We start from the raw sequence: 13946 nt of genomic DNA, 5'->3' as shown, positions 1-13946 counted from the left end.
CCATGAGTGACACAAGCACGCCTGCGGCCCAGATGGCTCCGGCAACCGCGACCCCGGCCCCGGCCCCGGCCCCGGAGCGCGGCCTCCACCTGGCCATCTCGGGCACGTACTCCAGCGGCAAGAGCACCACGACCGAGGCCCTGTCGATCGCCACCGGCATTCCGCGCACCCACGCCATGACCTCCCGCGAGATCCTGATGGACCTCGTCCCGGGCAAGCAGGTCCAGGAACTGAGCGCCTCGGAGCTGACGATGCTCGGGCTGCGCCGGCTCGAGGAACGCATCCACCACGAGGCGGGGACGGGGCCGTTCATCTCGGACGGGTCCGTGATCCACGAGTGGATCTACGGCGAGGCCCGGATGCGGGTCGGCATCAACCCCGGCGCCGGCCTTCTCACCAAGGCGGTCAAGAACATCGCCGGGCTGCCGGTGAAGCGGTTCTACCGTCAGTACATGGACGCCTACGGCGCCGTCACCAAGGCCCGCGCCAAGCGGATCTACGACGCCTACGTGCATCTACCCGTCGAGTTCGCCATGAAGGCCGACGGGCACCGGCCGGTGTCCGAGAAGTTCCGGAAGCTGTCCGACGACCTTCTGATCGAAACGCTCGAAGAGCTGCAGATCCCGTACCACGTGGTGGGCGGCAGCGTCCGCGAACGCGTGGCGAAGATCATCGAGATCTTCGATCTGCCGCTGGTGATGCCGCTCGACGAAGCCATCGACCAGGCCGGTGTCCGGGTCCGCAAGGCCATCGAGGTCCTGGAGGAGGACGACCGGTTCCACGAGGCGCAGCGCACCAAGTCCCTGCGCCGCCGCATCGGTTACGCGATGCGCTTCTGACCCACCGAAGCGCCACTCCCCCGCCGGTGACGGTCGACTCAACCCCATGCGAGGGTCGTTGGGTCTCCGCCGCCGGCGGTGCCGCAGGCCGCCGCGTCACGTGCGCGTCGTATGCGCTTCGATGTGCGCGAGCATCGCGTCCAGGGCCACCTCCAACGGCCTGACCTGACGCTGCAGTTGGGTGAGGAGGAGGCCGCCCTGGAGCGCGGCGAGAGTGGCGAGCGCGAGCTCGTCCGGGTCGCCGTCGAGGTCGCCGCGATCGTGCATGGCCTGCAGGCCGGAGCGGATGGCCGTCTCCCACCGCAGGAAGCCGGTGGCCGCGGCGAGCCGGGCCTCCGGGTTGGTCTCGGCGACCTCGCTGCCGAGCGAGCCGATCGGGCAGCCGCCGCGGCACTGCAGCCTCAGCTGGTACTCGACCAGGGCGTCCCGCCAGCGACGTAGGCCCTCCATCGTGTCCAGTTCGGCGAAGTGCGACTGCTGCATGTCCAGCACCGACTCCGTCTGGTGCTCGATCACCGCCAGCAGCAGGGCCTGCTTGTCCTCGAAGTAGTGGTAGACCTGCGAGCCACTGACCCCGGCCGCCGCCCGCACGTCCTCGAGGGTCGCCTCCGTCACGCCTCGCTCGTACATGAGCTGTGCGGCCGCCGCGACGATCCGGCGCCGCGTCTCCTGGCCCTTGCGGGTCAGCTTCCGCTCCGGCCGCCCTGCCTCTGTCCGGATTCCCATGGCGGACAGGCTAGCAGTTTCTGGATTGGACAACCCATTTTTTGGTCAGCATTGTGGGTCGCATAACCCATTCCACGGGCGAAACCTCTGGAAGGACCCAGGCATGGAACTCAGCAACAAGCTGGCCCTCGTGACCGGCGGCACCGGCGGTATCGGCGGGGAGACGGCCCGTCTCCTGGCCGGTCAGGGCGCCGAGGTCGTGGTATCCGGCCGCGACGCCGTACGCGGCGCGGCCGCCGTCCGCTCGATCACGGACGCCGGGGGCCGGGCCCGCTTCGTCGCCGCCGACCTCACGGACCTCGCATCGCTGCGCCGTCTCGCCGAGACGGCGGGCGACGTGGACATCCTGGTCAACAACGCGGCGATCTTCCCCGGCGCGCCGACCGTGGACCAGGACGTCGACACCTTCGACACCGCGGTCGCGGCCAACATCCGTGCGCCGTACTTCCTCACCGCGGCGCTGGCTCCCGCCATGGTGGCCAAGGGCGCCGGCAGCATCGTCAACGTCAGCACCATGGCCGCCCGGATCGGCCTGCCCGGGCTGTCCGTCTACAGCGCGACGAAGGCGGCCCTGGAGTCGCTGACCCGCACCTGGGCCGCCGAGTTCAGCCCGGCCGGCGTCCGCGTGAACGCGGTCGCCCCGGGCCCCACCCGCACCGACATGGTGCTCGACTCGGTGGGCGAGGAGGGCGCCGAGCAGTTCGCCAAGACCACGATCCTCGGCCGGCTCGCCACACCGCGCGAGATCGCGGAGGTGATCCTCTTCCTGGCCACGGACCGGTCCGCCTACCTCACCGGCGCCACCATCGCCGCCGACGCCGGCCGCACCGCCGCATGACGCTCCGACGCCGCCCCGGGAGCGTTCGGGTCAACGCCCCGCTCTCGGGGCGGCGTCGGAGCATGGGCTCGGACAGCTCCCAGAACCGTAAGGATTTCGACCGCTCCGGCGAAGGGCACCGCGGCTAGCCTCGGACCAAGGGCGTGACGACAGGATGCAAGGGGACATGAACCGACCACCGCTCTTCTGTGATGTCGCCCTGGCGCGACGCATCGAACGCGTCGAGGCCGAGCTGATGACCGCGGCGGCACAGGCCGCCCGCCTGCGCCGGGGAGGTGACGGCGTTTTCGTGATGCCGATGGCGGGCGGAGTCGCCACCTTCGCCGAGGACGGATCGCCCTTCAACAAGATCGCCGGACTCGGATTCGGCGGCGTGCCCGACGCGTCCCTGCTCGACGACGTGGAACGGGCCTTCTCCGACCGCGGTGCCCCCGTGCAGGCGGAGGTCTCGGACCTGGCCGGCCCGGAGATCGGCGCACTGCTCACGGGCCGCGGCTACCGGCTCACCTCGTTCGAGAACGTGCTCGGTCTCGCCCTGGGCGGCGCCCACGAGCGCGTGACTCCCCCGGGCATCGACGTCCGGCCCTGTCGCGACGACGAGTTCGACGTGTGGCTGGACGCGGTCGCCGACGGCTTCGCCCATCCCGACGGGCAGGGGGTCCCCTCGCACGAGGACTTCCCGCGTGACGTACTGGCGCATGCGGAACGGGACTTCGCAGCGTCCGGTGTCGTGCACTACATCGCGCTGTGCGACGGCGTGGTGGCCGGAGGCGGGAGCCTGCGCATGACGGACGGCGTCGCGCAGCTCACGGGCGCGGCGACCGCCCCCGCGCACCGCCGCCGCGGCGTCCAGACGGCCCTGCTCTCGGCCCGGCTCGCCGACGCCGCCGCCGCGGCCTGCGACATCGCCGTCGTGACCACCCAGCCGGGTTCCCGGTCCCAACAGAACGTGCAGCGCCGGGGATTCGACCTGCTCTACACCCGTGCCGTTCTGGTGCGACAGGTACCGGCGGGGTCATGGGCCGAGGGCACGGACGAGGTGAAGGTGGAGTTGTACGGCGGTCCACGGGAGAAGCTCAGGCCGCTGTTCGAACTCGCCGAGGACTCACCGACGCAACTCGCCTCCTACATCGAGGACGGGCGCGTACTCGTCGCGCTGCGAGGGACGGACGTGGTCGGTCATCTGCAACTGACGGCGACCGACGAGGCAGGCACCTTCGAAATCAAGAACATGGCCGTACGGGACGACGTGCAGCGCACCGGGGTGGGCAGACGTCTCGTCCACCGGGCCGTCGAACTCGTCTCGCAGGAGTCGGGACAGCGGCTGCTGGTCGCCACCGCCGCGGCCGACATCGGCAACCTCCGCTTCTACCAACGCCAGGGATTCCGCATGGAGTCGGTCGAGCGAGATGCCTTCACGCCGCGCACCGGTGAGAAACCTGGCACCCTTTTTGAGGGGATAGAATTTCGCGGCTGGTCCTTTCTTAACAGCGGGGCCCGCCCCGCTGGACGCCCCCCGCCCGGGCCCACAAGGCACCGGGCCGCGCGTCGGATGCCGGTCGGAGACCGTGACGGTCACCAATAGTGGCGTCGGCCGGCGACCGCGTGGCCCATGGAACCCATGAGCCAGAAGACGGCGCCGACCACGGCCAGAATGATGCCGAGGGTCCACAAGATCGATATGCCCGTTAGGAAACCGATGACAAGCAGGATGATGCCAAGGGCGATCATGGAGTACCTCCTGGGGTAACCCGTGTTTTCTCCCGAGTGCCCCCAAGCGGCAGCATCATCCCCACATCCATGCGGCAAGAGGTAACAACTGATGGAGCATCGGGGCGCGGCCGGGCGAGAGCCCCGTCAGCCGTGCCGAGCGGTCCGGCTCGCCAGGGCCGGCGTCGCGTAGTACGGCGAGCGCCGGTACGCCTCACGCCCTACGGCCGACAGCGCCGGCTTCCAGAGGTGGAGGCCGTGCCGCCGCTCCCACCGGACCGCCGTCCGCCAGGTGTGCAGGAGACCGAGGACCAGGATCACCTGCAAGCCCAGGCCGAGAAGCGGCGCATGGATCACGTACGCGCCTCCCAGCGTCACCAGCAGAACCAAAGCCGCCACACGGACGCGACCGCGCCGGAGATGGCGGATCTGCTCCTCGTTCCCCTCCGGCAACGACGAATCCTCGACGGTCACGGCGGAGCCGAAGGCACGCAGTTGGCGCGGCCGGTAGACCAGGAGGTTGATCGCCCAGAGCAGCGTCAGGACGACAACGCCGGAGATCTGGATGCGTCCGGCAGTGCCCGAGAGCCTGAGATCGTCCACGGTCGACAGGACCAGTACGTCGGCCGCCAGCCCCACCAGCACTCCCGCGAAGCCCTCCCCGAGCTCGGCGGGAACGATCCTCACCAGCGTCGCACCGGCCACAACGCCGTTCGTCTCACTCGTCATGAACCACATCGCCCGATCTGGAAGGAGCACTGAAAAGGGGCACTCCGGGAAGCGCCTCACCGACTGTATGCCTCGGCGGAATGCCAGCGGGATGCCCATGGGATGCATGTCTCAATGGGACATGTGTCCCCATGGGACATCAAGGCGTATGCTCGAAGCCATGAAGGCGACGGAGCCCCTCCCCCCGACCCAGGACCGGCGGCAGCGCAAGGCGCAGCAGACGCGGAGCGCGCTGGCCGGTGCCGCCGTGGAGCTGATCCTGGAGCGCGGCCTCGCGGCCACGACCGTCGAGGCGATCGCCGAGCACGCCGACGTCACCCGCCGCACCTTCAGCCGGCACTTCACCGGCAAGGAGGACGCGGCCCTCGACTTCGTGCGGGGCGACGGCGACCGGATCAACGCGCTGCTGCGCGCCCGGCCGGCCGCGGAACCGCCGTTGCTCGCCTACCGGCGGGCGGTGCGCGCGTGGCTCGCCGACGAGGAGAACCCGGCCCACCATCTGCGGCCCCGCATGCGGCGGCTGCTGACCCTGGTGGACGCCGAGCCCGCCCTGTTCGCCGCCTACGAACGCATCCGGGTCGATGCCCAGGAGGAGTCGATCCGCATCATCGCCGAGCGGCTCGGCACGGACGACGTACGGGACATGCGCCCGGCCGTCGTCGTGGACGCCGCCGCCGGAGTCCTCACCGCCGCCCTGCGCGTCTGGGCGCGCGGCGGTGAGCACCACGACTCGGGAGCCGCAGACCTCGCCGCCCTCGTGGAGCGGGCCTACGACGCCCTGATCTCGGAGGCCGCCACCGCGGCCGCCGAACCACCTTCCGAAGAGTGAGAACCGCACATGAGCACCACCCGCAGCACTGAGTTCGCCGGCCGGACCGCCCTGGTCACCGGCGCCGCCTCCGGCATCGGCCTGGCCACCGCCCGCCTCCTCGGCGCCCGCGGCGCGAACGTCGTCGTCGCCGACTACAACACCGAGGGCGCCGAGCAGGCCGCCGAGGACCTCAAGTCGGAGGGCGTCAAGGCCGCCGCCGTGCGGCTCGACGTGACCGACCCGGAGTCCGTGGCCGCCGCCGTCGCCTTCGCCGTGGACACCTTCGGCGCCCTGCATCTCGCCGTGAACAACGCCGGCATCGGCGGCCCGAGCGCCCCGACCGGCGAGTACGACCTCGACGCCTACAACCGGGTCGTCCGCACCAACCTCGACGGCGTCTTCTACTCGCTGCGCCACGAACTCCCCGCCATCGAGGCGGCGGGCGAGGGCGGCGCGATCGTCAACGTGGCCTCCATCCTCGGCTCGGTCGGGTTCGCCGGCTCCTCCGCATACGTCGCCGCCAAGCACGGTGTGGTCGGCCTGACGAAGACGGCCGCCGCCGAGTACGCGGCGAAGAACATCCGGATCAACGCGGTCGGCCCCGGCTTCATCGAGACCCCGCTGCTCAAGGGCATGGACCAGGAGGCGTACCACGGCCTGGTCGGCCTGCACCCGATCGCCCGCCTCGGCCGCCCGGAGGAGGTCGCGGAGCTGATCGTCTTCCTGCTCTCCGACCGCGCCTCCTTCGTGGCCGGCAGCTACCACCTGGTCGACGGCGCCTACACCGCCCTGTAAGCCGGAAAGGAGTCACCGTCATGAAGGCACTTCAGTACCGCACGATCGGCGCCGCCCCCGAGGTGGTCACGGTCCCCGACCCCGAACCCGGCCCCAGCCAGGTCCTGTTGAAGGTCACCGCCGCCGGCGTCTGCCACTCCGACATCGCGGTGATGAGCTGGCCCGCCGAGAGCTTCCCCTACGAGCTTCCGCTCACCCTCGGCCACGAGGGCGTCGGCACGGTCGCCGCACTGGGCGACGGTGTCACAGGCCTCGGCGAGGGTGACTCGGTCGCGGTGTACGGGCCCTGGGGCTGCGGCACCTGCGCCAAGTGCGCCGAGGGCAAGGAGAACTACTGCCTACGCGCGGACGCCCTGGGCATCCGGCCGCCGGGGCTCGGCTCGCCGGGCGCCATCGCCGAGTACCTCCTTGTCGACGACCCGCGCCACCTCGTGCCGCTCGACGGTCTGGACCCGGTCGCCGCGGTCCCGCTGACCGATGCGGGCCTCACCCCGTACCACGCGATCAAGCGGTCGCTGCCGAAGCTGGTCCCCGGCTCGACGGCCGTGGTCATCGGCACCGGCGGTCTCGGGCATGTCGCCATCCAGCTGCTGCGCGCACTGACTCCGGCCCGGGTGATCGCCCTCGACGTCAGCGAGGACAAGCTGCGGCTGGCGAAGGAGGTCGGCGCCCACGAGGCGGTGCGCTCCGACGCCGCTGCGGCCGCCGCCGTACGCGCCCTGACCGGAGGTCTCGGCGCCGAGGCCGTCTTCGACTTCGTCGGCGCCGAGCCCACCGTGCGGACCGCGGGCGCCGTCGCCGCCGTGGAGGCCGACGTCACGATCGTCGGCATCGGCGGCGCCTCGCTGCCCGTCGGCTTCGGGTCCCTGCCCTTCGAGGTGTCGGTCACGGCGCCGTACTGGGGCAGCCGGAGCGAGCTGATCGAGGTGCTCGGCCTGGCCCGCTCGGGCGCGGTGTCGGTGCACACCGAGACCTACTCCCTGGACGAGGCCCCGCTCGCCTACGAGCGCCTGCACGCGGGGAAGGTCAACGGCCGGGCGGTCATCCTTCCCAACGGCTGAGCCGCACAAGGCAGTTCACGGTCAACCTGGTCCACCACGGCTGTGAGGTCCGCCGCCCGCCACGGCGGGCGGCGGACCGCTGCCGGAGGCTCAGCGGGTGAAGGTGAACCAGTTGACGTTGGTGAAGTCCGACGTACTGCCCGAGAACACCAGATAGACGTCGTGCACGCCGGTGGCGGAGGCGACGACGTTGGCGGGAACGGTCTGCCAGTTCTGCCAGCCGCCGTTGTTGGCGAAGTCGATCTCGGCGATCTTCGTGCCGCCGGTGCTGTCGAGCCGCACCTGGACGGCGCCGCTCACGCCGGCCGCGGCGCCCGACGCCAGCCGGGCCTGGAACTGGCTCGGGGAGGCCGAACCGAAGTCCACGGAGGAGAACTTCAGCCAGTCGCCGTTCGAGATGTAGCCCACGTCGCTGCCGCCGCCGGTGTCGGAGCAGCTCTCGGTGGTGGTCCCGCTCTGCGCCGCGTACGACTCCGCCTGGATGGTGCTGTAGGCGCTGACGGAACCCGAGCCGCCGCCCGATCCTCCGCCGGAGGCACCGGCTCCCAGGGTGATGCTCCACGAGGTGGGCGCCCCGTCCTGGATGTGCCCGTCGACGGGGGCCGAGCCGGTGGGGCCGACGTCGTCGTAGGGGAAGGCGTAGCCGATGCTCGCGTACTTGTGGACGAGCCGCGCGTAGTGGTTGGTGATCGGGTCCTGGTAGTACTGCGAGGGGGTCACGCCGTCGGGCTGGTTGTTCCCGCCCGACACCAGGAGCGAGCTCCGGTTGAGCGCGGCGGCGAGCCGGGCGGCGATCGCCCCGCGGGCGTCCGCGCCGGAGTTGTAGAGGGGGCCGGACGCGCAGCCGAAGATGTCGACGGCGCTCGGCTTGGTGAACGGCACGCCGTTGGTGTTGAGGCCGTTGAACACGATGGCGTTCCCGGAGACGGTGCCGGTGTAGGAGCCGATGCCGCCCTGGCCGTTGATGGTGAGCGGGGTGGAGGCGTAGTGGCTCCAGACCCGGTTGAGGTAGTCGTCCCAGTAGCCGCCGAAGTCCACCGGTGAGTGCGAGGGCGACATGACGCGCAGCACCGCGCCGGAGGAGTCGGTGACCACCAGTCTGTCCCAGGGGGCGCCGTCGGAGGCGTGCTGCGTCTGCAGGCCGGAGGCGATGGAGCCGAGCGCGCCGGCGGGCAGCGGACTGACCGACTGGTTGCCTCCGCTGCCGGTGCTGGCCATCGAGATCGGCAGCGCGACCATGTCGACGTAGGAGATGTTCGCGTAGAGGTTGGCGCTGTTGAAGGTGAACTCGCAGAAGGTCCAGTTGGTGGCCCAGTTGGGGTCCGAGCTGACCAGGGCGGGCTGTACGACGCCGGGCACGCTGCCCGGGTTGACGAAGAACTGGAGCTTCTTGCCGACCGAGAACCAAACACGGCCGCCGATCACGTAGTCGGTCAGGTTGACGGTGGTGCCGGCCGAACCGGATGCGCCCAGCGCGATGGAGTAGTCGGCGATGGGGGTCACCGGGGAGGACGGATTGGGCAGCCGGTTCAGGGCGCCGTTCGCCGAGACGAAGACCGGCCAGCCGCTGCTGTCGGTGCCCGAGATGTAGGCGTAGACGGTGTCGTGGCCGGAGTTGTTCGCCAGTTTCACGGGGAGCGAGACACCCGCTGCGGCAGCGGTGGGGGCCGACGGCGAGAACGGGCCGAGCGCGGTCGCGGCGGTGACGGAGCCTGCCGCGGCCAGGAAGGAGCGTCGCGAAACCACAGGGGCCCTCCCGGATGGGGGATGTTCCGTCAACGACGTGACGGATGGGGGGTGTTGTGCCTTGTGCGGTTCTGTGCGAAGTGAAGTTATTGGACTGGACCAATACAGTCAAGACTCCGCAGCCCGGCCTCGGATGATCTTGATTCGACGCTTGACCGACACGGAAAACGTCGCGCAGCCGGCGAACCCGTCCGTCGCCGTCAGATCAGTTCGGGCTGCGGAGCCGCTCGCGGCGCACGGACGGCGGCCGGCTCCCACGACGTGGTGGTCCGGACGTAGCCGTAGACCACCGAGATCATCGCGAGGAGAAGCAGGGGGCCCGCCAGCCACGGGTGTTCGGCCATCCTCAGCGGCAGGTAGCGGTAGGCCAGCAGGAGCGCGGCGAAGACGGTCGCTCCGTAGCCGACCAGCCGGATCCCCGACCGGTCCCAGCCGTGGTCGTAGGCGCGCAGGGCCGCCTCGATGGTGAGGGTGAACACCACGCCGGCGATGAGGTCGGCGCCGTAGTGGTATCCGAAGCCGAGCGTCGCGGCGAGGGTGGCGATCAGCCAGAACGTGCCGGCGTAGCGCAGTGCCCGCGGGCCCTTGCGGGAGTGGATGAAGATCGCGGTGGCCCACGCGGTGTGCAGGCTCGGCATGCAGTTCCGCGGGGTGATCTCGTCGAACGACATCGCGCCCGGGACGCCGACCGGAGGCAGCGTCCGCGGCCACAGGTCGGCCACGGCCCAGGGCGCACTGGACGGCATGTGCGGCGCCCACAGACTGACCCCCTCCCAGTGCTCGGCGCCGGTGCCGTAGGCGAAGACCGGGCCGACCACCGGGAAGATCATGTAGAAGGCCGGCCCGAGGAGCCCTATCACGAGGAAGGTCCGCACCAGGTGGTGGCGCGGGAAGCGGCGTTCGGTGGCGACATGGCGCAGCTGGTAGAGCGCGACGACGACCGCGGCCACCGGGAGCTGGCCGTAGACGAAGTCGAGGAAGTTGAAGCCGACCGGACCGCTCGCGGTGACGATGCGCCCCACCAGCCAGGACGGATTGCCGAGCGCGTGGTCGGCGGTCGCGACGTACTGGTCGAGCACCACGGGACGGGTCCTGGAGGTGATGAACAGCCAGGCGTCGCCGGTCTTGCGGCCCGCCACCAGCAGGAGGGCCAGTCCCACCCCCTTCAGCAGCAGGACGCGCTCCGCGCCCGTGCGGCGGGTGACGGCGACGACCGCGCAGCCGAGGATCACCCACAGTGCGCCGTTGCCGAAGGGGTGGCCGTCGGTCACCTTGACGTCGGCCAGCCATCGGACAATCCAGACAACGATGTCAATACCGACCGCCGCCCCGAGTGCGAGGAACCGCTGCCGCCAGGTGAGCACGACCATCATCAGCGCCATGCCGGCATAGAGCAGCCCACCCGATTTCGGGGGAAATATCACCTCCCGCGCCTGGGTGGTGATCGGCCCCGGCAGGCCGTAGTGGCGTAGCGCGCATTCCAGCGCGACGAGGAATCCGAGAACCGCCACCGCCGCCACGGCCCAGAGTCTCGCCCCTGGTCGACTCCGTATGTCCATCAATTCCGAACCGCTTCACTAGATGCCGCCATGTCACCCGCCCCCGCCGCCCCTTCCCGCCTGCCCGTCCGAGCAGGACGGACTGGAGTACGACGGGGGTTGCGGGGCGGTTCCGACTTCGTTCTCGCCCTGTTCACCAGGCCAAGGCGGTGAGGGCAGGCGCAGGGGACGTGCTGGGCCCGCCGGGCGTACGCGAGGTACTGAACGAGGTCGGTGCAGATGGGCCGCTACGGGCCAGCAAGAGGAGGCGCGTGCCTGTGTACCCCGGCAACCGCACCTGCGATCGGGATGAATCTCCCCAAACCCTGACTCACTTCGCCCCCTAGATCCACTGAGCCAAACACAGTCAATCTGCGCAGGTCAATAGACATGCGACAGCGATCACTCAGCAATCTCTCAGCGATCACGCAGCGAACAGGAAGCGAACGCGGAGCGGATGCCGAGCGACCGCAGAGCTTGCCGGAGAGCACTCTCGTCCGCGTGGGGCGCGCGCGGGCCCTCGTCCGCCCCGGAAGCCGGGCGCTGGCACCTCGTCGTGCACCGTTCGGGCAGGCACATACCGCCGATCGGATGTACGTTTCTCGGACGGGTCGAGTGACCGTCGTCGGCGGCCGCCCAAGGGGAACCCGCTCCGCACTGGGCGTGCCGCGAGGGACTTCCATGACATCTCAGCAGGTGCCGAGCCGGCGCTCGAAGAGGATGCGGGTGCTCTGGCCCGTTCCCCTGGTGACGCTCTCTCTCGCGGCCGCGGGCCTCGCGGGCGCGTGCACGTCGCACGCGGCCGCCGAATCGGCCGCGCGGGCGCCCGCGGACATGAACGCGGCCCCGAACGCGGCCGCCGCCTGCGTCGACCAGACCTTCGGGGCGATGACGACGGCCCAGCGCGTCGGCCAGCTCTTCATGGGCGCCGTCACGCCGTCCAGCCCCGATCAGCAGAAGATCCAGCTGATGCGCCAGTACCACGTCGGGTCGGTGTTCCTGGCCGGACGCAGCACCGCGGGCACGAAGGCCACCAGGACCCTCGTCGACGGCCTCCAGGCGAAGGCCGACACGGTGGCGGGACACCGCGTTCCCCTGCTGGTCTCCACCGACCAGGAGGGCGGCCGGGTGCAGGTGCTGTCCGGCCCGGGCTTCTCGACCATGCCGAGCGCACTGGTGCAGGGAGGCTGGTCGACGTCGTACCTGCGCAGCCAGGCCGCCACCTGGGCCGGCCAGCTCAGCGCGGCCGGAGTGAATCTGAACCTCGCGCCCGTCGCCGACGTCGTCCCGGCGTCCCTGGGCACGAACAACGCCCCGATCGGCCGCTACGACCGCGAGTTCGGGCACACTGCCGCGACGGTGACCCCCCACAGCAACGCGTTCGCCGCCGGCATGGCGCAGTCGAAGGTGCTGGCCACGCTGAAGCACTTCCCGGGGCTCGGCAACGTCCGCGGCAACACCGACACCACGGCGAACGTCGTCGACTCGGTGACCACGAGCACGAGTTCGAGCCTCGACCCGTTCCGCTCGGGGATCCAGGCCGGAGCCCCCTTCGTGATGGTCTCGTCGGCCATCTACAGCCGGATCGACGCGCGGCATCAGGCCGTGTTCTCCTCCGCGGTGATCAACGGACTGCTCCGCAAGGACCTCGGCTTCAAGGGCGTGGTCGTCTCCGACGACATCGGCCAGGCGGTCGCCGTGAAGGCCGTGCCCCCGGCCAAGCGGGCCGTGAGCTTCCTGTCGGCGGGCGGAGATCTGGTGCTGACCGTCGACCCGACCCTGATCCCGACCATGGCCAAGGCGGTTCAGCTCCGGATGATCGAGAGCACGACCTTCCGCACGCAGGTGAACCAGAGCGTCCAGCGCATCCTGACGGCCAAGCAGCAGGAAGGCCTGCTGTCCTGCGGGTGAACCTGCCCCTAGGGCCGCCGACGGGTTGAACACGGCCTGCGCATACGGCAGTCGGAGCATCCGCGTCCGGTTCGTCGCCCTTCCCGGGGATGGCTTTGCACGGTCCCGCGAGCGACGATGTTCTCTCGCGACGATCCGCCTCCCCGGGGTTGTTCCTGTCCGGGAGGCGGCCTCCCGCGCACCGCTCGGCGGGAGGACGGAGACGGCCGGCAGCTGAGCCTCGAGGAGCCTGGGATGGGTTCGCACGCAGCGCCGCACCACAGGAGGCGAGGCCTGCTTCTCTCCGCGGGCCTGCTGCTCGTCGCCGGACTGCTGTGGCTCCCCCGGGCCGACGCGGCGCCCGAGTCCGCCGACGCCTGCCACACCACGAGCGCGAGTCTGCCCCGGGGCGACTGCGGGCCGTTCTGGCAGGTCCTCGCGGAGGACTTCAACGGCGACCGGGTGCCGCTCGGCTCCTTCGGCGACTGCGATCACCACGTCGACACCTCGGGCGCCTACTGCGGGGGCCTGACCGGGAAGTTCCGTGACAACTGGTGGGCGTACCCGACCGGTTGGCGCGACACGGCCAACAGCCGGGGCCGTGACGTGGTGGGCGTGTACCACCCGGAGGACACGGTGAGCGTCGGTCCGGCAGCCGACGGCGACGGGAGGATGTTCATCCGGATGTGGCGGCCCGCCGACGGAGGCCCGGTGCATGCCGCCGCCGTCGTACCGCGTGCGGTGATGCAGATGACCTACGGCAAGTACAGCGCGCGGATCAAGGTGACGAAACTGGCACCCGGCTACAAGTCGGCCTGGCTGCACTACGGCGACGGCTGCGAGATGGACCATCCCGAGGGCGAGTGGACGGGCTCGCTCACCGCCTTCCACCATCCCTGCGGCGGCGGCGAGCAGGGTTCCTTCCCGGGCAGCGACGACTGGACGCAGTGGCACACCGTCTCCACGGAGTGGACGCCGGGCAAGGTGCGGTTCTTCGTCGACGGGCGGTTGACCGGCACCGACACGCGGGGCGTGCCGGACAACCCGCTGTCGTGGGTGATGCAGAACGAGAGCGCCCTGGAGGGCCCGGGAGCGGCACCCGGAAGCAGCGCACAGCTCGACATCACGTGGGTTGCGGCATACGCGTACGGCTGGGGCTGACCGCGCCGGGCGCACGCGTACGGCTGGGGCCGAGGCCGCGGGCTGCCTGCCAGCACGGCCGGGGCCGACGCCGGCGGGCTTAGGCGCACGGCTGGGACCGAG

General features: G+C 70.7%; 13 protein-coding genes. 8 read left to right on the top strand and 5 right to left on the bottom strand.

Annotated elements, in window-relative coordinates; translation table 11 throughout:
- Positions 1-2: 2 nt before the first annotated feature.
- Positions 3-839 carry an ATP-binding protein gene (locus ACFU97_RS18485; protein ID WP_384257386.1) on the top strand — a complete coding sequence of 279 codons (837 nt, stop codon included), beginning with the start codon at positions 3-5 and terminating at the stop codon, positions 837-839.
- Positions 840-935: 96 nt separating this feature from the next.
- On the opposite strand, the gene ACFU97_RS18480 is transcribed toward ACFU97_RS18485, so the two are convergent.
- Positions 936-1565: a TetR/AcrR family transcriptional regulator gene (locus ACFU97_RS18480; RefSeq protein ID WP_384257384.1), complete on the bottom strand. Its 630-nt coding sequence runs from the start codon at positions 1563-1565 to the stop codon at positions 936-938.
- Positions 1566-1668: 103 nt separating this feature from the next.
- Between ACFU97_RS18480 and ACFU97_RS18475 the strand changes: the two genes are divergently transcribed.
- Positions 1669-2403 (top strand): SDR family NAD(P)-dependent oxidoreductase, encoded by a 735-nt coding sequence (locus ACFU97_RS18475; RefSeq protein ID WP_384257382.1) that lies wholly within the window; start codon positions 1669-1671, stop codon positions 2401-2403.
- Positions 2404-2569: 166 nt separating this feature from the next.
- Positions 2570-3988, top strand: coding sequence for a GNAT family N-acetyltransferase (locus ACFU97_RS18470; protein WP_384257379.1), 1419 nt, complete (start codon positions 2570-2572; stop codon positions 3986-3988).
- On the opposite strand, the gene ACFU97_RS18465 is transcribed toward ACFU97_RS18470, so the two are convergent.
- Entirely contained in the window at positions 3979-4134 is a 156-nt protein-coding gene (locus ACFU97_RS18465; protein ID WP_356240516.1) for a DUF6131 family protein, read from the bottom strand. The two genes, ACFU97_RS18470 and ACFU97_RS18465, sit on opposite strands and share 10 nt — an antisense overlap.
- A 126-nt stretch (positions 4135-4260) precedes the next feature.
- Positions 4261-4842 (bottom strand): hypothetical protein, encoded by a 582-nt coding sequence (locus tag ACFU97_RS18460; protein WP_384257377.1) that lies wholly within the window; start codon positions 4840-4842, stop codon positions 4261-4263.
- Positions 4843-5002: 160 nt separating this feature from the next.
- Between ACFU97_RS18460 and ACFU97_RS18455 the strand changes: the two genes are divergently transcribed.
- The 3 genes from ACFU97_RS18455 to ACFU97_RS18445 are packed head-to-tail and all read left to right on the top strand — an operon-like array spanning position 5003 to position 7509.
- Complete coding sequence (locus tag ACFU97_RS18455) at positions 5003-5671, top strand: TetR/AcrR family transcriptional regulator (RefSeq protein WP_384257374.1); 669 nt, start codon at positions 5003-5005, stop codon at positions 5669-5671.
- Positions 5672-5680: 9 nt separating this feature from the next.
- A complete protein-coding gene (locus ACFU97_RS18450) occupies positions 5681-6448 on the top strand; it encodes an SDR family NAD(P)-dependent oxidoreductase (protein ID WP_384257372.1) in 768 nt (255 codons plus the stop codon).
- Between the two features lie 20 nt (positions 6449-6468).
- Entirely contained in the window at positions 6469-7509 is a 1041-nt protein-coding gene (locus ACFU97_RS18445; protein WP_384257370.1) for an NAD(P)-dependent alcohol dehydrogenase, read from the top strand.
- A 90-nt stretch (positions 7510-7599) separates the two neighbouring features.
- On the opposite strand, the gene ACFU97_RS18440 is transcribed toward ACFU97_RS18445, so the two are convergent.
- Positions 7600-9255: a beta-1,3-glucanase family protein gene (locus ACFU97_RS18440; RefSeq protein WP_384257367.1), complete on the bottom strand. Its 1656-nt coding sequence runs from the start codon at positions 9253-9255 to the stop codon at positions 7600-7602.
- A 200-nt stretch (positions 9256-9455) separates the two neighbouring features.
- A complete protein-coding gene (locus ACFU97_RS18435; protein ID WP_384257365.1) occupies positions 9456-10775 on the bottom strand; it encodes a phosphatase PAP2 family protein in 1320 nt (439 codons plus the stop codon).
- Between the two features lie 699 nt (positions 10776-11474).
- On the opposite strand from ACFU97_RS18435, the gene ACFU97_RS18430 reads away from it, so the two are divergent.
- A complete protein-coding gene (locus ACFU97_RS18430; protein ID WP_384257364.1) occupies positions 11475-12704 on the top strand; it encodes a glycoside hydrolase family 3 N-terminal domain-containing protein in 1230 nt (409 codons plus the stop codon).
- A gap of 234 nt (positions 12705-12938) precedes the next feature.
- Positions 12939-13844 carry a glycoside hydrolase family 16 protein gene (locus ACFU97_RS18425; protein ID WP_384257361.1) on the top strand — a complete coding sequence of 302 codons (906 nt, stop codon included), beginning with the start codon at positions 12939-12941 and terminating at the stop codon, positions 13842-13844.
- Positions 13845-13946: the final 102 nt, after the last annotated feature.

Source organism: Streptomyces sp. NPDC057616 (assembly GCF_042800575.1).
Lineage (GTDB): Bacteria > Actinomycetota > Actinomycetes > Streptomycetales > Streptomycetaceae > Streptomyces.
The sequence above is the reverse complement of the archived record's forward strand: the minus strand, read 5'-3'. Positions and strand labels throughout refer to the sequence as shown.